Raw genomic sequence first — 18,771 nt, forward strand, 5'->3', positions numbered from 1 at the left:
TCATCGAAGCGAATCAGTGCGTACGCGCAGGACCATCGAATCCGTCGTAGGAACGACGGTCGGTGCGGCTACGGAATCCGCTCGACTTCGAGTCCTCGTGAGCCGAACTGGAATGCGTGCGGGGACGGTCACCCTGGTAGCCGCCGGTGCGGGGACGGTCACCCTGGTAGCCGCCGGTGCGGGGACGGTCGCCCTGGTAGCCGCCGGTGCGGGGACGGTCGCCCTGGTATCCGCCAGTGCGCTCACCCTGGTAGCCACCGGTACGCGGACGGTCACCCTGGTAGCCACCGGTACGCGGACGGTCACCTTGGTAGCCGCCGGTGCGGGGACGGTCACCCTGGTATCCGCCAGTGCGCTCGCCCTGGTAGCCACCGGTACGCGGACGGTCACCCTGGTAACCGCCGGTACGCGGACGGCTGTCACGACGATCCCTCGGTGCGCTGCTCTCGGCGCGCAGCGGCTCGCCGGTGGGCTTCTTGGCACCGGTGATGCTGCTGAGTTCGGCTGAACCAGGCGAGACGTTGACCGACGTTGCTTTGACGCCCGCCATGCCGGTCAGACGCTGAACCTGACGGCGCTGGTTGGGAAGCACGATCGCGACGACGGTTCCCTTTTCGCCTGCACGGGCGGTACGTCCGGCGCGATGGAGGTAGTCCTTGTGGTCTGCAGGCGGGTCGACGTGAACCACCAGATCGATTCCGTCGACGTGGATTCCGCGAGCGGCGACGTCGGTGGCGACGAGAACTGGAGTACGGCCGTTCTTGAAGCGCTCGAGCACTCGGGTGCGCTGGTTCTGTGCTTTACCGCCGTGCAGTGACTCGGCCGCAATACCCAACGCGCGCAAGCGATCGGTGATGCCGTCGCAGCCCAGCTTGGTTCGGGCGAACATGATGGTGCGTCCTTCGCGGGCGCCGATCTCGGACAGAACGACGTCCTTCTGGCCGCGGTCGACACACAGAAGGTAGTGATCCATCGTCCGCACACTGGCCTTGCCATCCTGTGTGGAGTGTTCGACGTGGTCGGGCAGGAACTGACGGACCAGCGACTGGACTTCACGATCGAGCGTGGCGGAGAACAGCATTCGCTGACCGTCGGCCGGGGTGTCGGCGAGGACGGCGCGCACCTCGGGCAGGAATCCCATGTCGGCCATCTGATCTGCCTCGTCGAGTGCAGTGATCTCGATGGAGTCGAGGACGCAGGTGCCCTGACGAAGGTGATCGGCGAGCCGGCCCGGGGTCGCGACGAGGACGTCGACGCCGCGCCGCAACTGCTCGACCTGCTTGTTGAAGGGCGTTCCGCCCACGGCTGCGCGGACGGTGAGTCCGAGCGCCCCTGCGTACGGGGTCAAGGAGTCGACGACCTGGAACGCAAGTTCACGGGTCGGCACGAGAACGAGCGAACGAGGGCGCTTGGCCGACGGGCGATCGGTGTGCAGCGCGAGCCGCGCGAGGATCGGCAGGCCGAAGGCCAACGTCTTGCCCGAACCGGTCTGTGCGCGTCCGAGAACGTTCTTGCCTGCGATGGCGTCGGGCAGTGCTTTCGCCTGAATCGGCGATGGCACGGTGATCGAGTTGCGTGCGAGTGCGGCAACCACGGGCTCGGGAAGGCCGAGCTCGGCGAAAGTGATCGATGCGGGTTCGCTGGAAGCGTCCGCGGTGGGGGAAACGGGTGTACTAGTCGAAACAGCGTGGGTCACGCAGTTGAACCTCTCCGGATTACGGGCACGCCACGAAGCCACAGCTATAGAGACCGCCCGAGAAGGGGCACCAACAACAGCCAGAACACATAGAGACGAGCCAGGGCACTGTCACCTGGCCATCAGTGTGCGAACACATGTCACACAGAGTGGGGCTGTTTGTGCCTTTTCGAATTGCTAGGCCGCGATGGCGACCTCGGTCCACTGTACGCGACACCTGTTCGATTCACGATTCGAACAGGTGTGAGCTGCCCTACTCGATCAGCGGTGGCCGAGGAGACGGCTCAATTCCTCCAGCCACGGCATCGCCACGAATATGGTCGGGACCACGAGGATGACCGCAGCCGTCGTGTATGCCGCTGCGCTGATCGTGATGTCGCTTCGTGGACCGTTGAGGCGCTGAACCCGGATGAGTGTGCTCGGGCCGCCTGCCGCCAGAGCACCCCGCGGCGCAGTCGACCCGGCGCACGTGACGAGGGCACGCGCCAAGGGCGTCGGACCGGTGACTTTCACCGCGGAATCGTCGGCGAGCAGCTCGACCAACAGTTGAACGCTTCCGAGCGCCGATTTGCTTCGCACGATGCGCGGAAAAGCTTCGTTGACCGCGGTGAAGGCCTCGAGAACCAGATCGTGCCTCGACCGCAGATGCGAGCGCTCGTGGGTGAGAATTGCTTTGACCTCGGAGCGGCTGAGGTGAGTGAGAACGCCCTCGCTGAGCACGACCCGCTGCCGTAGACCCGGCAGGCAGTAGGCGATCGGCTCGACGGCATCGAGCACGCGAACGTCGGCATCTCGGATGCCGGGGAACGGGCGCCCGTCGTCGCTGCAGTCGAGGAGATCGACGAGTACGCGGTGCCTCGCACGCCTCCGACGGGTGCGCACCGCCACCTGGACGAACGAGAAGATCAGTTTGGCGCCGATTCCGAGTGTGATCGCGAGTACGACGACGTACAGAAGCCACAGCGGGAGCCCCAGTGCATCGATCTCGTCGGTCGGCGCAGTAGTTGGTCGACCGTCGGGCCCGGGCACCAGCAGCAGGCCGCCGATCGCCAAACCGGAGGAAAAGGCAGAGAACACAGCGGCGATCGCTATCGCCTGCCAGAGGACCAGTGCGGCGCGCGGGGCACGAAACGGCCATGTCGCACGGCTGAGGACAGCAGGGACCGGCCCCGCCAACAGCAGAGCGAGCAGCGCGAATACCAGAGCTGTGGTGGAGTTCATATCCTCACTAACCGACGGCTGGGGTCAATCCGAACGGCGTTCGTCGTCGCCCGTATCGGAGTGTCCTGACGATTGTGCCACCTCGAGCGCAGCAAGGGCCTCTCGGAGTGCCGCAGCTTCGTCGGCACCGACCTGTCCGACGAAGTGGACGAGAGCGGCTGCGCGGCCTCCCGACTCGGGTGCCTGCGCCAACGCGTCGACCATGAGGCTCGCCACGAGTTCATCACGCCCGTGCAACGGCGCGTAGCGGTGGGCCCGATCGTCTCGTTGCTGCACGACCAGTTGCTTCTTGGCCAAACGCTGCAGCACCGTCATGACAGTGGTGTATGCCAACTCTCGACGCGTGGCGAGAGCTTCGTGTACCTGTCGCACGGTCTGCGGCTCCGTGGAGTCCCACAAGTGATCCATCACTGCACGCTCGAGTTCGCCTAGACCAGCCATTCGACGAATTCTACGGGTAGTCCGACACAAATGCGTACTACTGCTGGTAGTAACGGCGGTCCGTTCATGTGGGATGCGTCATAGACACTTACCGTCATTTTCCCCACGGTCCGCAATTCACGGCACCGATATGCCTATCCTGCATTGATACCCGTTCGACTGCGAGGTGGAGGCACGGATTGAACTGGTTCCTCTCGCTGTCGCTCGTGAGCGACACCACGTCGGCATTCGTGTCCGTCCTGGGAGCACTCGGTGGACTCTGGCTCCTCGTCTCGAAACGCCGCTGGTATGTCCTTCGGGCCCTACCACTTGCAACGACGGCAGCTCTGATCGTCGGGATCGCGCTCTACGTCGTCGTGGAGAAGATCTGGCGACCGTTCCCCGATCCGATCGAGATCGAGATCTACGTGTGGATCTCCATCGGAATCGCTGCGCTGCTGCTTGTCGCTCCTCGGACGATCGCGGCGCAGGGTGCTCTCGCGAAGGGGATGTCGATCCTCGCGGCGATTCTGGTCGTTCTCACCGCCGCCGCCCATGTGAATCTCGTCTTCGCCGCGTACCCGACAGTCGCGACGGTGCTCGGTGTCGACGACGTCGACCGAATCTCACTGAGCGACGTGCCAGGACCGCGCGCGCAGGTCGTCACCGGGGATCCACTCGATGCTGCATGGACCGCCCCCTCGACCATGCCCTCGGGGGGCAAGTTGACGTCGGTGACGATTCCGCCCACGGTGTCCTCGTTCTCCGCCCGACCGGCCGAGGTCTATCTGCCGCCGTCGTACTTCGCCGACCCTCGGCCGCTGCTGCCGGTGCTGGTGCTCCTTGCCGGCCAGCCGGGAGGGCCGGACGACTGGCTCGAGGGCGGAAAGTTGACCGCCACCATGGATGCGTTCGCACGTGACCACGGGGGTCTTGCACCGGTCGTCGTGGTCGCCGACGCCACGGGGTCGACTCTCGCGAATCCGCTGTGTGTCGATTCGGCACTCGGCAACGTCGCGACGTACTTGTCTCAGGACGTTCCGAACTGGATCAAGTCGAATCTGCAGGTCGATCCCGATCCACGCAGCTGGATCATCGGCGGGCTTTCCTACGGCGGAACGTGTTCGATACAGATGGCAACGAACCATTCCGATGTATATCGAACATTTCTCGACCTGTCCGGGCAGCTGGAGCCGACCCTGGGCGATCGTTCGCGAACCGTGAACGAGGCGTTCGGTGGCAACGAGGCCGCGTTCGTCGCAATCAACCCTCTCGATCTGTTGAAGACGAAGAAGTACCCGGACTCGGGTGGAGCCTTTGTCGTCGGCGCCGACGACAACGACTACAAACCGGGGCAGCAGACGATGTACCAGGCAGCCAAGGCGGCCGGCATGGACGTGCGCTACGACGAGGTTCCAGGCGGACACAGCTTCGCTGTCTGGTCCAAGGGCCTCGAACTCGAATTACCGTGGCTGATGCAGAGAGTGGGTCTGATCTCGTGAACGAGTCCGTGGAAGACACCCGACCGGTCGAGGACATCGCTCCGAGCTGGATGCAACTACGGAAGGATCGCCTGGCCACGGATTGGAAGAAGTCGCTGCGGCAATTGTCGCGATTGCGGGCGCTGATCGTGTACGGCGCAAAGGGCGCCCCTGTCAGTTTCGGATTGCTGGCCGTCGTTCTGGCGCTCGGGGTAGTCGGACTCGCGGTCGGGGGCAACACACTGCACCACGATTTCGCCCTCGGCATCATGCCGTTCGAGCAATTCCGCGTCTGGACCGCGTTGACCGCCGGATTGTTTGCGCCCGGCGTGGCCGGCTATGTGTTCGTCGTCATCGCGGTCGTCGTGGCGGCGGCCCCGATCGAGCGACGATTCGGGTCGGCGAAGTTCGCACTCGCTGCGGCATCGACTCAGGTTCTCGGGTCGCTGCTCGGTCTCGGCGTCGCGGCGCTCGCCAAACTGTTCGACGCCGACTGGGGGTTCCGTCTGCACGTCGGCACGGCGATCGGCCCGACCACCTGGATCGTCGGGGTGGTGATGGTGGCGACCGCGCGAATGGACACTCTGTGGCGTCGCCGAATCCGCGTCGGGCTACTCGCTCTGCTGATCACGTCTGCCCTGTTCAGCGGCCACCTGCAGGACGTGGTCCGTCTTGCAGCCGCGGTGGTCGGCCTTGCGCTGGGGCCGGTGATCGTCGGGAGGTCCGCGCGGGGGCCGCGACTGGCAGGGACCCAACGCGAGGGACGCGTCCTCGTCGCTCTCGTCGTCGCGGCCAGCGCACTCGGCCCTGTGCTCGCCGCATTGAGTCCGGATGCGGTGGGGCCCTTCGCAGTACTCCGCGACGTCGTTCGCGGCGTGCCGTACACCGCTGCGGAAGTTCGCGAAATCTGCGCTGATTCGGCAACCGACCCCGAATGCCGAACGGGGCTGCTCGAACTGCGTCTCGGCGGCGTCGGTCCGACCATCCTGTCGCTGATGCCGTCGATCTTCCTGCTGTTCCTGGCCGACGGCCTACGTCGAGGCCGGAAATTCGCCTGGGGTGCCACAGTGTTCGCGCAAGTGGTGTTGCTCATCGTGTCCGTTGCGAACTACGCCATTCGATTCATCGAGTCCGGTGACGACGAGTCGGTGTTCTACGGCCTGGAATCGCCCACGGCGTATCGGACGATCGTCCCGTTCCTGCTTCCGCTGGCAGTGCTGATTCTCTTGCTTCTGACCCGAAAGTTCTTCGATGTATCGGCGCCGAAAGGCACTTACCGACGATGGACGCTGGTGACAGTAGGAACAGCGGTGGTGCTGGCTGTCCTGTACGTCCTCGGAGGACTGGCTGCACGGAGCGGGTTCGACAACGAACCAACAGCTCTCGGCCTTCTCGCCGACTTCCCTCAACGCCTCGTTCCGCCGGTCTATCTGCAGTGGCTCGAACCTCGCTTCCTCCCCGGAAGTGTCCCGACGACCTTGCTGTTCGAGTGGACCGGAGTGTTGTTCTGGGGAGCATTGTGCATAGTCACGCTCAACACGTTCCTCACACCGGCATTCGGTGCGGAGACCGACTCGACCGAGCGAGCACGCGAGCTGCTCACCCGGAGTACAGGCAGCGCTTTGTCCTGGATGACGACATGGCGTGGAAACACGTACTGGTTCTCACCCGACGGGCGAAGCTACGTCGCGTACCGCGTCATCTCCGGCGTCGCTCTTACTACAGGCGATCCGGTCGGCCCGCGGGAACGACTGCGGGACAGCGTCGTCGACTTTGCCGAGTTCGCGTCGAAGAATGGGTGGATTCCCTGCTTCTATTCGGTTACCCCTGCGGTTCGCGAGATCACCGACAGCATCGGGTGGGGTGGAATCCAGGTGGGGGAGGAGACCATACTCGATCTGGAGGCTCTCGCGTTCACGGGCAAGAGATTTCAGGATGTTCGCACTGCGCTCAATCGGGCCAAGAAGGCGGGTGTCGAGGCGGAATGGATCAGCTTTCCTGAGGCCCCACTCGCGATCACCGACCAGATCACCGCCATCTCGGAAGAATGGGTGGCAGACAAGGGCATGCCCGAGATGGGTTTCACGCTCGGCGGATTGGAAGAAGTCGACGACGCGCAGGTGCGCTGTCTGATCGCGGTGGACGAGCACCGAACCGTACACGGAGTCACGTCGTGGATGCCGGTGTACGAGGACGGTCAGATCGTCGGTTGGACACTGGACTTCATGCGTAGACGATCGGAAGGGTTCAGACCGGCGATGGAGTTTCTCATCGCGTCGGCGGCAATTCTGTTGAAGGAGGAGGGGGTCCGTTTCCTCAGCCTGTCCGGCGCGCCGCTGGCCAAGATCGACGACGGCGGCACCGAAGACTCCGATTCCGAGGAGCTGACGTTCTCCAGGCTTCTCGACAGGCTCCTCGACGTGCTGGGCAAGACTCTCGAACCGGTGTACGGATTCAGGTCCCTTCTGGCCTTCAAATCGAAGTTCCAGCCGCGATACGAACCGATGCACATGACCTATGCCGACCCGGCTGCGTTACCGAGCATCGGCAACGCAGTCGGGCGGGCGTACCTGCCCGAGGTGTCGTTCGGTCAGGGGTATCGACTCGTCAAGACGATGATAGAGCGTTAGTTAGTCGACTGCGGGGCCGCGACGGAGTGCGCAGCCGATTTCTGTGGACCGCCGACGGCGCCATAGACGTGTCGTGTGCCGATGGGGACTATCAACGGTCGGTCGGAGACGGGGTCCTCGATCACGGTTGCCTCCAGACCGAAGACGTCGAGGAGTAGTTGCTCGGAGATGACATCCTGTGGGCGACCCGACTCGACGATCTTGCCTTGCGACATCACGATGAGCTGATCGCTGTATCGCACGGCCAGATTGAGGTCGTGCAAAACCATGATGACGGTGCGACCCATGTCCTCGTGCATGCGGTCGACCAGATCGAGAACCTCCACCGAGTGCGCGAGGTCGAGGTAGGTCGTCGGCTCGTCGAGAAGCAGAATGTCGGTGCCCTGCGCGAGTGCCATCGAGATCCACGCCCGCTGACGCTGTCCGCCGGACAGCTCGTCGACCGGCCGGTCGGCGAGGTCGCCGACGCCGGTCAGTTCGAGAGCGTTCGCCACCTCGGACTCGTCGTCGGAGCTCCACTGCCTAATCCACGACTGGTGTGGGTGGCGGCCACGGGACACCAGATCACCGACGGTCAGGCCTTCCGGAGCTGTCGGAGCTTGAGGCAGCATGCCCAGCACCCGCGCTACATCCTTGGTTCGCATCGACGAGATCGCTTTGCCGTCGAGAATCACTTTGCCCGACTTCGGCTTCAGAAGACGTCCGAGCGCGCGCAGCAGCGTCGACTTGCCACATCCGTTGGGTCCGATGATGGTGGTGACAACACCGGTGTGTACCTGCAGGTCGAGGTTCTCGACGACGATGCGGTCACCGTAACCCAGAGTGAGGTCCTCCGCGACGAGACGTGACGGGTCGATGCTTGTCATACGGAGGCCTTTCGATTACCACGAACGAGAAGATAGAGGAGGAACGGTCCGCCGAGGGCCGACGTGACGATGCCCACGGGAAGTTCCACGGGCAGGATGGTCCGAGCGATGAGGTCGCTGCCCACCACCAGCAGTCCGCCCATGATCGCCGAGGCGATGATCGGGGGTCCGGGAGTGCGCAGTAACCGAAGTGCGATCTGCGGAGCTGCAAGAGCGACGAATCCGATGGGTCCGGCTGCGGCGGTGGCGATCGCAGCAAGGGCGACCGACGCCAGCAGTAGAGATGCCTGACCGTACTGAAGTCGGACGCCGAGCGAGCGGGCGTTGTCGTCGCCCAACCGAAGCGCGCCGAGTGTGAAGGTCGACACGACGGTCATGGATCCGACCACCACGATGGCAATCAGGACGGGCCACACCTTGCCCCAGTCGGCACCGTTCAGAGATCCGTTGAGCCACAGTTGGGCTCGTGACACGTCGTTGATATCGGCACTGATGAGCAGCCACCCGATCGCGGCAGTGAGCATCGCGTTGATCGCGATACCCACCAGGATCAATCGAAAACCTTCGACACCTCGCTTCCAAGCGAGTGCGTAGATCGCGATCGCGGTGATGACACCGCCGATCAGGGCAGCGACGGGTAGGCCGAGAGTCGCGAGGATGCCGACGAAGGTTCCTCCGCCGCCGAGCACGATCAGGGCCACGGCAGCGGCACTGGCACCTGCAGTGATACCCAGGATGTCAGGGCTCGCAAGAGCATTTCTCGAGATGGACTGCGTCACGGCGCCCGACATGCCGAGAGCCATGCCTACCAATAGTCCGGTCAGCGATCGCGGAAGGCGAAGATCCATGACGATGAAGCGATCGATCCGCGAACCGCCGCCGACGAGCACGTCGACGACCTGTCCGATCGAGAGCGGGAAATCACCGCGACCGATGTTGATGCACACGACGAGAAACAGAGCAGCCAGAAGCACCAGATTGATCAGAACCATCAGTGGCCGACGAACCAGTGACACCGGTCCGAGGCGGAAGCCTGGTCTGGACGGAACCGTCGATTCACCGGCGTCGAGGTCCGATGGTGGTGATTCCAGATGCGCGGTCACAGGCTTGCCAACTTCCGACGACGAACGAGAGCGATGAAGAACGGGGCACCGAACAGTGCGAGCACGATGCCGACCTGGAGCTCACCCGGTCGGACGACCACTCGTCCGATCACGTCGGCGATCATCAGCATCACTCCGCCCATGAGTCCGGCGTAGGGGACCAGCCAGCGATAGTCGGGACCTGTCACGACCCGCGCGACATGTGGGACGACGAGACCGATGAAGGCGATCGGGCCGCACGCCGCGGTTGCCGCTCCGGTGAGCAGTGTGATCGCGATGATGCCGACCGTGCGCGTGAGAGCGATGTTGGTGCCGAGAGATCTGGCGACGTCCTCGCCGAGGCTCATGACGTTGAGGCCTGGGGTGCTCGCGAGTGCGATCAGAACTCCGATGACGAGAAACGGCAGCACCTGCCACAGCACATCGAGGCCTCGCCCTGCCACGGAACCTACCGACCAGAACCGGTATCCGTCGAGACTGGTCTGATCGAGCAACACGACAGCGTTGGTCATGGCGGCGAGAAAGAACGCGACTCCGGCTCCTGCGAGCGCCAGGTTGAGCGGACTCGCTCTTCCGTTTCCTATCGACGACAAGCCGAACACCACGATGCTCGCGACTGCGGAACCAGCGAAGGCGAACCACAGATACTGACTGGGAGAATTGAATCGGAAGAGGTAGATGGAGAGCACGACGAAGAACGCTGCACCGGCATTGAGTCCGAGAAGGCCTGCGTCGGCCAACGGGTTTCTGGTGTGTCCCTGAATCAACGCGCCTGCGATACCCAACGCGATACCCACGACGAGCGCGAGCAGAGTTCTGGGCACTCTGAGAGTGCGGATGATGATGTCAGTGTCCGTGCCGGTCGAGTTCAGCAGCGCGTGTCCGATCTCGGCGAACGTCAGTGGCCGTGCCCCGATCGCGATGCTGGCGAGTATTGCGGCGGCAAGAGCAATCGCAAGCACGACGAGACCGAGAACTCTCCGCTTCCGAATTCCGGCCACGGTGTTGTCTCTGGGAATCGGTTCGAATTGCTCGTCCAGCGCGGTCTTCTCGCGAACCACCTGGGTATTGCGCCGCCCGATACCGATCTGTCGGAGCAGTGAGCGCCGCAGGCCCAGCGGTCCGCCCGACTCGGAATCACGCACGATGAGGTCGGTCCACCGCATGCCGGTGCTCTGGCCCTCGCGGCCCTCTCGAAACCCCTGGTTCCACAGCAGCAGCCCACAGGCGACGGCGACGGCAATGGCTCCGAACACGAATCGGTCGGCTTCACCGCCGCCGTTGTCGTCGCGCAGGGAATCGACGATCGACCAGCCGATGGCAAGGGGGAGAAGAACTATCGCGAGATCGACGACGGTAGCAGCAAGGCGCAGACGCCACGGTGCAGTCCCGCGAGGAATCTCTTCTTTGGCGAAGTTTTCGTCGGGCGTCGGGTGAGGATTTCCCGGGCCGAGCAATGGGGCCGTGGTCACTGTTGTTGTGACTCCTCACTGTGTAGAAGTGGTACCGGCTTAGGTTACGGAACCCTTCACCGAAGTGCGCGTCCAGGTAAGGCTAGCCAAGGTGGCGCGTGACGGAGGGAACACGGCGTGCCCCTCGGCCCGCCCGGATCACTTGGTTAGGCTAACCTATGTAAAACGGACCTCAGGGTCACGTCTGTCGATAGAGGGAGTGTCTGATGTCAGTAGCAACTACCACTACCGCTGCCTGGGCTGATGTGCATCGTTCACTCGCCGGCGCCGACGAAGGCAGTCCGCTGGCTCGCTCGTGCATCCGGCTTCGTGCGCTCAACGCTGACTATCCGAGGATGTATGCGGTAGCAACGATGGCGAACGAGGCAAAACGCCGATGGTGGCAGCTGGCAGCCGGGCTCGACGACGGGCGCACCGACCAGATGCTCGCGCGATGCGTCGAAGATCTTCGAACCACCGAGGCGGCCGCCTCACAGGTCGCCACCGCCCTCGTGCACGCCGTCGTCGGCCGCGTTGCGGCACTTCTGGTCCTCGACGGCCGGGCATGGGATCCGGGCATCGACAACATGTGGATTCACATGGACAGCGACGGCGGCATCGACTGGGCGGGAGTTGCGTCCCCGGTTCTCCGAATTCTCCCTGGTGACTCACTCGAAGGTGCCCCGGGCACAGTGACGCTCCCGTGCGAGGAGGCGCTCTTCGTGTGGACCGCACACCGATGCATCACCTCGCTCGAGGCAGTGCTGCGCGCAATCGGTGACCGGGCTCCGCTCGATACTCGAACGTTCTGGAGCTTGGTCGGCGACGCCGTGCTCGGCGCCTCCACCTACGTGCCGATCCTGGCAGGCACGCATGCGTCCACTGGCGCGCGGCGCGGGCAGTTGCTTCTCGATGCGTTCGTTGCCGCCGGGGCGCCGGTCAGATCGCGTCCGGCAACACTGGGCCGGATTCGCATGCGTGCGTCCTGAGAAACCTTTGCCTCGGAGACGCTTGCCAAAGAGGTAAGGCTAGCCTATGGTAATCACAGACGAACGGACCGCGCCGGAGTCCTGAGGGCTGCAGTGACTCCCGGTCCTTGCCACGGCGGGCCCCACATTCATCGAATGTGAGGCCCGCCGATTTTTCTGTGTTCGGTCTCGTGTAGTCCTGATTGAGACTTCCGACGTCGCCTCGGCGCGGAACCTGCATGAGGAGAGACGTTGACCGATCAGGAACCGACATCGACCGGCGGACCGACCGTCAGTACCGATCCCGCCGTCGTGACAGAGCTGTGCGGGCGCGGATTCGACGGGGCCATCGGTCTCGTCTACACCGAGGTGACCGCCGATCGAGTGCGCGCCGAGTGGACCGTGACGCCGAGCCTGCATCAGCCCGCGGGCATCATGCACGGCGGCGTGTTGTGCTCTGTGGTCGAGTCGTTGGCCAGCCTCGGCGCCACGGCATGGTTGGGCGAGCGTGGGCATGTCGTCGGCGTCAACAACAACACCGATTTCCTTCGCGCCTCGAGAACCGGTCGTCTGAGCGCCGAGGCCGTTCCGGTCCACCGCGGACGGACGCAGCAGCTGTGGCAGGTCGACATCTCCAACGATGCGGGCAAACTCGTCGCGCAGGGAAAGGTCCGGCTCGCGAACATCGTCGACACCGCAACTCTGGGACACTAGGCCGTGTGAGAGACGACAAGATCGCAGAATCCGGATTCGACGGTACTCGACTCGACGACGTCGGCCGTTCACGAATCGAATCGATCCTCGGACCGGTGGATGCGCGGCTGGGGCGTGACTATCCGGGTGATCGCATCGGGGGCCAACCGATCCACACCGTGTACCTGCCCGCATCGGACGCCGATCCGAATGTTCTCCGGCACTGGGGCTCACAGGCGTCGAGTCTGCTCGAGAGCAACGCCGAGCTGTTCGAGTCCCTCGACCCCGCCGGGGTTCTGCCGTCGGTACGCGCGACGCTCTCCACCAGTCCGATCCAGGATGTTCGGCTCGATTTCGAGGACGGGTACGGCTGGCGATCGGACACGGAGGAGGATCGCCACGCACGCGAGAGCGGAAAAATTCTCCGCACGTTGTCGGTGGATCCGCTGGGTCCGACGTGGTTGGGTGTCCGCACGAAAGGGCTTGCGCCACACGAAAGGCTTCGTGGCATCCGGACCCTCGAACTCGTGCTCGACGGTGCAGGGGGCGTGCCGGACGGATTCGTCTTCACCGTCCCGAAGCTCCGCGCCGCGGAACAGGTCACCGCGGTGGTCGCCCTGTGCGAAGAACTGGAGCGGGCTCACGGACTACCGGACCGCGCGCTTCGATTCGAATTACAGATCGAGAGTCCGCAGGCGATCGTCGGGCGGGACGGAACTGCGACCGTCGCACGGGCACTCGGGCTCGCCGACGGCCGTTGCACGTCGCTGCACTACGGCACGTACGACTACAGCGCGGCGTGCGGCATCACGTCGGCGCAGCAGTCTCTGGCCCATCCGGTTGCCGATCATGCCAAGAACGTCATGCTCGTGGCGGCGGCCCAGTCCGGGGTGTGGGTGTGCGACGGTTCCACCCAGGTGGTGCCGTCGGGCTCCGAGATCGAGATCGAGGCTGCAGTGCGACGGCATTTCGCGTTGGTGACCAGGTCGTTGGAACGTGGCTTCTATCAGGGCTGGGACATGCATCCGGGCCATCTGGTGACGCGGTGGCTGGCCACGCTGACGTTCTTTCGAACTGCCATGCCGACGGCGGCCACCCGTGTCGCGGCCTATCTCGATCGTCGGGACAGCGGCGTCATGGACGAGCCCGCGACGGCGCAGGCCCTCGCCGGTGTGCTGGTGCGCGGACTCGATTCAGGAGCGGTGACCGAGCAGGAACTGCTCGACGTCTCCTCGTCCGTGTCTCGGTCCGTGCTGGTCGGATTGTTGGGTAGAACCGCAGCCGCCGAGTTCTAATTGCTCTCCACCGGTTCGGATTTCGGAAGCAAGGCACAGCCGGTCGTGTTTCGGTCAGGTCACATCGACGTAACGGTTGATCGCTCGACATCGGCTGCCCGCCGACCCGAATCGTGTCAGTATTAGCGTTGTCGTGAGACGGCGTACGAGTGAGAGAAAAGAGAACCAATGCGGCTGACTCCGCACGAGCAGGATCGCCTGCTTCTCAGCTACGCCGCGGAGTTGGCGCGCAAGCGCCGGGCACGCGGATGCAAGTTGAATCACCCCGAAGCGGTTGCACTCATCACCGACCATCTGCTCGAGGGCGCGCGCGACGGACATTCGGTTGCTCGGCTCATGGCGTCCGGACGCGAGGTTCTGACCGCCGACGACGTCATGAGCGGTGTCCCGGAACTACTTCCCGAAGTGCAGGTGGAAGCCACCTTCCCGGACGGAACCAAACTCATCACCGTCCATGAACCGATATCGCCGAAACGCGGTGACAATCACCTGGTCCCGGGCGAGGTCATCACGCTGGACGGCACCATCGAGATCAACGAAGGCGCCGACGTCGTGACGATCGACGTCGTCAACACCGGCGACCGGCCGATTCAAGTGGGGAGCCACGTGCATTTCCCTCAGGCCAACACCGCGCTCGACTACGACCGCGCGCGTGCTCACGGACGGCGGCTCGACATTCCCGCGGGCACCGCTGTGCGGTTCGAACCCGGCATTGCCATGACCGTTCGACTCGTCCCACTCGGCGGTAGCCGAGAGGTGTACGGACTGAGCCTCACTCCTCCCGGAAAGCTGGATTCCTGATGGCCCAACTGAGTCGATCGCGCTACGCGCAGCTGTTCGGTCCGACGACCGGAGACCGAATTCGACTGGCAGACACCGATCTTCTGATCGAGGTCACCGAGGATCGCAGTGGTGGGCCTGGCGCGGCGGGCGAGGAGGCAGTCTTCGGCGGTGGCAAGGTCATTCGCGAATCGATGGGTCAGTCCCGCGCGAGCCGCGCCGACGGCGCCCCCGACACCGTCATCACGGGTGTCGTGATCGTCGACCACTGGGGAATCATCAAGGCAGACGTCGGAATTCGCGACGGACGTATCGTCGCGCTCGGTAAAGCCGGAAACCCGGATACGATGTCAGGAGTTCATCCCGACCTCGTGATCGGCCCGTCCACCGAGATCATCGCCGGAAACGGCAAGATTCTCACCGCGGGAGCCATCGACTGCCACGTCCATTTCATTTGTCCGCAGATCATGGAGGAGGCGCTCGGGGGAGGCATCACCACCGTCATCGGCGGCGGTACCGGTCCAGCCGAAGGCAGTAAGGCGACCACCGTGACGCCGGGCGCGTGGCACCTGTCTCGCATGCTGGAAGCGCTCGACGATTGGCCGATCAACATAGTGTTGCTCGGCAAGGGAAACACCGTCAGCCGCGATGCGATGTGGGAGCAGTTGCGCGCCGGCGCTTCGGGTTTCAAGCTGCACGAGGACTGGGGTTCGACGCCCGCCGCGATCGACGCATGCCTGTCGGTGTGCGAGGACGCCGGAGTACAGGCTGCGCTGCACTCGGACACGCTCAACGAGGCCGGTTTCGTCGAGACCACGCTGTCCGCCATCAAGGGGCGCGGCATACACGCCTATCACACCGAAGGCGCGGGTGGGGGACACGCACCCGACATCATCACGGTGGCCTCCCAGGGATACGTCCTGCCGAGTTCGACGAACCCCACGCGGCCGCATACCGTCAACACCCTCGACGAGCACCTCGACATGCTCATGGTCTGCCACCACTTGAGCCCGTCGATTCCGGAGGATCTTGCGTTCGCGGAGAGCAGGATTCGCCCGTCGACGATTGCTGCCGAGGACCTGTTGCACGATATGGGCGCCATCTCGATGATCGGCAGTGATGCGCAGGCCATGGGCCGGATCGGCGAGGTCGTACTGCGCACGTGGCAGACCGCTCACGTGATGAAGCAGCGGCGCGGTTACCTCTCGGGTGATGTCCGAGCGGACAACAATCGAGTAATGCGATACATCGCGAAATACACCATCTGTCCCGCCGTGGCGCACGGCCTCGACCACGAGATCGGATCGGTCGAACTGGGAAAGCTGGCCGACCTCGTGCTGTGGGATCCGGCGTTCTTCGGTGTTCGCCCACATGCCGTCATCAAGGGCGGCATGATCGCGTGGGCGCAGATGGGAGATGCGAACGCGTCGATCCCGACCCCGCAACCGGAATTGCCCCGCCCGATGTTCGGCGCGTCGGCGAAGGCCGCAGCGGCGACATCGGTCCATTTCGTTGCGCCCCAGGCGATCGAGGACGGTTTGGCCGATCGACTCAATTGCGACCGAAAGCTGGTGGCGGTGGGCAACGTTCGTTCCGTCGGCAAGGCCGATATGCCTCGAAACGACGCGCAGCCTCGAATCGAGGTCGACCCGGACACGTTCACGGTGCGAATCGACGGTGAGGTGTGGAAGGAACAACCGGCCACCGAATTGCCGATGGCGCAGAGGTATTTCCTCTTTTGAGTGCGGTGGCCATGCAGGTGTCGACCGTTCTGACATTGGCGGATTCTCGTCTCCCGACCGGCGGGCACGTCCATTCCGGCGGAGTCGAGGAAGCCATCGCACAAGGGCTCGTTCGAGACGTTCCGACCGTCGAGGCATTTCTGACGCGGCGACTGCGAACGAGCGGTGCCGTCGCCGCGTCGATCGCGGCCGCGGTCTGCGCCGGCTTCCTGAACGCGACTGCCGCCGAAGCGGAGACCGACGCTCGCACCCCGTCGCCCGCCGCGCGCCGCAGCTCGCGCGCACAGGGGAGAGGTTTGCTTCGGCTGGCCACAACTACATGGCCGGAACACGATTGGGCCGCGCTCGGGCGTCGCCCTCACCTGCCGGTGGTGGCCGGAGTGGTAGGTCGAGTAGTGGGGCTCACGGGGCAGGACCTGGCATCGGTCCAGATCTACACGACCATGACGGGCGCAGCCATCGCAGCACAGCGGTTGCTTGCGCTCGATCCCTCCGAGGTGGCTGCGTGCACCTTGCGGCTGGCTCGCATCTGCAACGAGGTCACCGATCAGGTGTGCGCGGAACTACCTGCGCTGATCGATCTGTCCGATCCGCTGCTCGACGTGCTGTCGGAATCACACGCCTTACGCGAACGTCCACTGTTCGTATCCTGACCTCTGTTCGTATCCTGACATCGAAGTATCTCTCGACACGAAAGGCGGCAACCATGCCCCCGCATCTCATCGACGGTGAGCCCCACCAACACGGTCTCGACCGACCCAAACGCGCCCGCGTTCCCGGGGAAGCGCTGCGCGTCGGGATCGGCGGGCCTGTCGGCTCGGGCAAGACCGCGCTGGTGGCGGCGTTGTGCCGTGAGCTACGAGACGAGCTGTCCTTGGCGGTACTGACCAATGACATCTACACGACCGAGGATGCCGACTTCCTGCGCAGGCACGCGGTTCTTCCCGATCGGCGCATCACTGCCGTACAGACCGGTGGATGCCCACACACTGCGATTCGCGACGACATCACGGCCAATCTCGACGCGATCGACGACTTGGTCGAGAGCAATCCGCCGCTGGATCTGATTCTCGTGGAATCGGGTGGCGACAACCTCACCGCCACGTTCTCGTCCGGCCTGATCGATGTGCAGATATTCGTCGTCGACGTCGCGGGTGGTGACAAGGTTCCGCGTAAGGGGGGACCGGGAGTGACGTTCTCCGACCTGCTGGTGATCAACAAGACCGATCTGGCGCCGTTCGTGGGGGCGGATCTGACTGTCATGGAGAACGACGCCGTGCGCGTCCGGGAGGGTCGTCCGACCGCGTTGATCTCGCTGACCGACGACCCGTCCGCATCGTTGGTGCTCGAATGGGTGCGATCGCAGCTGAAGGAGTCGGCCGCCGCCGATGCGCACTGAGCTCACCATCGAGGCGTCCGCGGACCGTAGTCCGCGAATCAGATCGGTCGGAGGACTGAGCGGACGCCTCACCGGGCCGGACACCGTCCACATGATCGGTACTGCCGCGACACCGCTGGGCGGAGACGAGATGAGCATCCGGATCGTCGTCGGCGCAGGGGCCAGACTGACGGTTCGCAGCGTCGCGGCGTCGGTCGCTCTTCCCGGCGGCGCCGAGGTCGAGTCGTCGGCGGAATGGCTGTTCGTCGTCGACGAGGGGGGAGTGCTGGTCTTCGATCCCGAACCGATGATCGTGGCGGGCAACGCCGTTCACCGAACTCTCACCGACATCGCGTTCGCCGCCGACGCGACCGTCGACTACCGAGAACGGGTACAGATCGGGAGGGCAGGCGAGCACGCAGGCCGGTGGCACGGAACCATGCGGACCGATATCGGTGGCGTGCCGCACCTTCGACACCGCGTCGAACTGGGTGCAGGGACGGTGGGCCATGATGCGATATCCGCGCCGATGGCATTGTGCAGCAGCGTGATGTTTCCCGACACTCGTGTCGCGGCGGCGGTGGGGAGCTCGGCGGTGCGGATGCCGCTTGCCGGCGGTGGAACTCTGACGACTTCGACCGGGCCCCGTCTCGACGCACTACCGTTGCTGTCATGAACAGTGCGCCCGTCGACAAGGACTCGACCGAGCCGTTCGATCCGGAACACGTGGCGCAGGCGCGTGCCGCCCTCGACGCCGTGGACGATCTCGGTGTCTGGGTTCAGCGGTTCGACTTGCTCGGCGACCCGACGCGACTGCGGATCCTGCTGTGCATGCACCGCGCACCGGGGATTTGCGTGTCGGATCTGTCTGCGGCGCTCGGAATGTCGGCGACGTCGGTATCGCACGCACTACGACTCCTCAGAAACGAAGGATGGGTCGCGGTGCAACGTGACGGCAAGAAGATGACGTATCGCCTCGACGACGATGTAGTGCATACTCTGCTACACGAAGTCGGCGCCACCCATGCACATCACGTGCAGGAGTGA

At 64.3% G+C, this 18,771-nt stretch carries 17 protein-coding genes; 11 read left to right on the plus strand and 6 right to left on the minus strand.

What is annotated here, in order from left to right; translation table 11 throughout:
* Positions 1-13: 13 nt before the first annotated feature.
* The 3 genes from RY1_RS01450 to RY1_RS01460 all read right to left on the minus strand — a co-directional run bounded on the left by RY1_RS01450 (position 14) and on the right by RY1_RS01460 (position 3,358).
* On the minus strand, positions 14-1,696 hold the full coding sequence (locus tag RY1_RS01450; protein WP_072801735.1) for a DEAD/DEAH box helicase: 1,683 nt from the start codon (positions 1,694-1,696) through the stop codon (positions 14-16).
* Positions 1,697-1,957: 261 nt separating this feature from the next.
* Positions 1,958-2,917, minus strand: coding sequence for a M56 family metallopeptidase (locus tag RY1_RS01455; RefSeq protein WP_072801736.1), 960 nt, complete (start codon positions 2,915-2,917; stop codon positions 1,958-1,960).
* A 24-nt stretch (positions 2,918-2,941) separates the two neighbouring features.
* Complete coding sequence (locus RY1_RS01460) at positions 2,942-3,358, minus strand: BlaI/MecI/CopY family transcriptional regulator (protein ID WP_072801737.1); 417 nt, start codon at positions 3,356-3,358, stop codon at positions 2,942-2,944.
* Positions 3,359-3,537: 179 nt separating this feature from the next.
* Between RY1_RS01460 and RY1_RS01465 the strand changes: the two genes are divergently transcribed.
* Complete coding sequence (locus tag RY1_RS01465; protein ID WP_072801738.1) at positions 3,538-4,839, plus strand: alpha/beta hydrolase; 1,302 nt, start codon at positions 3,538-3,540, stop codon at positions 4,837-4,839.
* A 50-nt stretch (positions 4,840-4,889) separates the two neighbouring features.
* Complete coding sequence (locus RY1_RS01470) at positions 4,890-7,448, plus strand: bifunctional lysylphosphatidylglycerol flippase/synthetase MprF (protein ID WP_139279713.1); 2,559 nt, start codon at positions 4,890-4,892, stop codon at positions 7,446-7,448.
* Here the strand turns inward: RY1_RS01470 and RY1_RS01475 are convergent.
* Genes RY1_RS01475 through RY1_RS01485 form a run of 3 tightly spaced genes read right to left on the minus strand, consistent with a single transcriptional unit; the run spans position 7,445 to position 10,889 of the window.
* Positions 7,445-8,314: an ABC transporter ATP-binding protein gene (locus tag RY1_RS01475; RefSeq protein ID WP_072801740.1), complete on the minus strand. Its 870-nt coding sequence runs from the start codon at positions 8,312-8,314 to the stop codon at positions 7,445-7,447. The genes RY1_RS01470 and RY1_RS01475 overlap by 4 nt on opposite strands.
* Positions 8,311-9,417 carry a FecCD family ABC transporter permease gene (locus tag RY1_RS01480; protein ID WP_245819454.1) on the minus strand — a complete coding sequence of 369 codons (1,107 nt, stop codon included), beginning with the start codon at positions 9,415-9,417 and terminating at the stop codon, positions 8,311-8,313. Before RY1_RS01480 ends, RY1_RS01475 begins: the two co-directional genes overlap by 4 nt.
* Complete coding sequence (locus tag RY1_RS01485) at positions 9,414-10,889, minus strand: iron chelate uptake ABC transporter family permease subunit (RefSeq protein ID WP_072801741.1); 1,476 nt, start codon at positions 10,887-10,889, stop codon at positions 9,414-9,416. The genes RY1_RS01480 and RY1_RS01485 overlap by 4 nt, the downstream gene beginning before the upstream one ends.
* Before the next feature lie 206 nt (positions 10,890-11,095).
* Between RY1_RS01485 and RY1_RS01490 the strand changes: the two genes are divergently transcribed.
* The 9 genes from RY1_RS01490 (at position 11,096) to RY1_RS01530 (ending at position 18,771) form a co-directional block, all read left to right on the plus strand.
* The gene (locus RY1_RS01490) at positions 11,096-11,857 is read left to right on the plus strand and encodes a hypothetical protein (protein ID WP_072801742.1); all 762 of its coding nucleotides are present in this window, start codon (positions 11,096-11,098) and stop codon (positions 11,855-11,857) included.
* A 291-nt stretch (positions 11,858-12,148) separates the two neighbouring features.
* Positions 12,149-12,550 (plus strand): PaaI family thioesterase, encoded by a 402-nt coding sequence (locus tag RY1_RS01495; RefSeq protein WP_072802229.1) that lies wholly within the window; start codon positions 12,149-12,151, stop codon positions 12,548-12,550.
* Between the two features lie 5 nt (positions 12,551-12,555).
* Complete coding sequence (locus tag RY1_RS01500; RefSeq protein WP_139279692.1) at positions 12,556-13,824, plus strand: DUF6986 family protein; 1,269 nt, start codon at positions 12,556-12,558, stop codon at positions 13,822-13,824.
* A 168-nt stretch (positions 13,825-13,992) separates the two neighbouring features.
* On the plus strand, positions 13,993-14,625 hold the full coding sequence (locus tag RY1_RS01505) for an urease subunit gamma (RefSeq protein ID WP_072801743.1): 633 nt from the start codon (positions 13,993-13,995) through the stop codon (positions 14,623-14,625).
* Complete coding sequence (locus RY1_RS01510) at positions 14,625-16,346, plus strand: urease subunit alpha (protein ID WP_072801744.1); 1,722 nt, start codon at positions 14,625-14,627, stop codon at positions 16,344-16,346. The genes RY1_RS01505 and RY1_RS01510 overlap by 1 nt, the downstream gene beginning before the upstream one ends.
* Before the next feature lie 11 nt (positions 16,347-16,357).
* On the plus strand, positions 16,358-16,999 hold the full coding sequence (locus RY1_RS01515; protein ID WP_072802231.1) for an urease accessory protein UreF: 642 nt from the start codon (positions 16,358-16,360) through the stop codon (positions 16,997-16,999).
* A gap of 53 nt (positions 17,000-17,052) precedes the next feature.
* Complete coding sequence (gene ureG / locus RY1_RS01520; RefSeq protein ID WP_072801745.1) at positions 17,053-17,745, plus strand: urease accessory protein UreG; 693 nt, start codon at positions 17,053-17,055, stop codon at positions 17,743-17,745.
* On the plus strand, positions 17,735-18,400 hold the full coding sequence (locus RY1_RS01525) for an urease accessory protein UreD (protein ID WP_072801746.1): 666 nt from the start codon (positions 17,735-17,737) through the stop codon (positions 18,398-18,400). The genes ureG and RY1_RS01525 overlap by 11 nt, the downstream gene beginning before the upstream one ends.
* Complete coding sequence (locus tag RY1_RS01530; protein ID WP_072801747.1) at positions 18,397-18,771, plus strand: ArsR/SmtB family transcription factor; 375 nt, start codon at positions 18,397-18,399, stop codon at positions 18,769-18,771. Before RY1_RS01525 ends, RY1_RS01530 begins: the two co-directional genes overlap by 4 nt.

This window comes from Rhodococcus yunnanensis NBRC 103083 (assembly GCF_001895005.1).
In the GTDB taxonomy this organism is placed as follows: Bacteria; Actinomycetota; Actinomycetes; order Mycobacteriales; family Mycobacteriaceae; genus Rhodococcoides; species Rhodococcoides yunnanense.

Excerpts from the sequence above, each read along its gene's own strand:
- RY1_RS01455 (WP_072801736.1), bottom strand. The coding sequence starts at position 2,917 with ATGAACTCCACCACAGCTCTGGTATTCGCGCTGCTCGCTCTGCTGTTG.
- RY1_RS01460 (WP_072801737.1), bottom strand. The coding sequence starts at position 3,358 with ATGGCTGGTCTAGGCGAACTCGAGCGTGCAGTGATGGATCACTTGTGG.
- RY1_RS01470 (WP_139279713.1), top strand. The coding sequence starts at position 4,890 with ATGCAACTACGGAAGGATCGCCTGGCCACGGATTGGAAGAAGTCGCTG.
- RY1_RS01475 (WP_072801740.1), bottom strand. The coding sequence starts at position 8,314 with ATGACAAGCATCGACCCGTCACGTCTCGTCGCGGAGGACCTCACTCTG.
- RY1_RS01490 (WP_072801742.1), top strand. The coding sequence starts at position 11,096 with ATGTCAGTAGCAACTACCACTACCGCTGCCTGGGCTGATGTGCATCGT.
- RY1_RS01505 (WP_072801743.1), top strand. The coding sequence starts at position 13,993 with ATGCGGCTGACTCCGCACGAGCAGGATCGCCTGCTTCTCAGCTACGCC.
- RY1_RS01510 (WP_072801744.1), top strand. The coding sequence starts at position 14,625 with ATGGCCCAACTGAGTCGATCGCGCTACGCGCAGCTGTTCGGTCCGACG.
- RY1_RS01515 (WP_072802231.1), top strand. The coding sequence starts at position 16,358 with ATGCAGGTGTCGACCGTTCTGACATTGGCGGATTCTCGTCTCCCGACC.
- ureG (WP_072801745.1), top strand. The coding sequence starts at position 17,053 with ATGCCCCCGCATCTCATCGACGGTGAGCCCCACCAACACGGTCTCGAC.
- RY1_RS01525 (WP_072801746.1), top strand. The coding sequence starts at position 17,735 with ATGCGCACTGAGCTCACCATCGAGGCGTCCGCGGACCGTAGTCCGCGA.
- RY1_RS01530 (WP_072801747.1), top strand. The coding sequence starts at position 18,397 with ATGAACAGTGCGCCCGTCGACAAGGACTCGACCGAGCCGTTCGATCCG.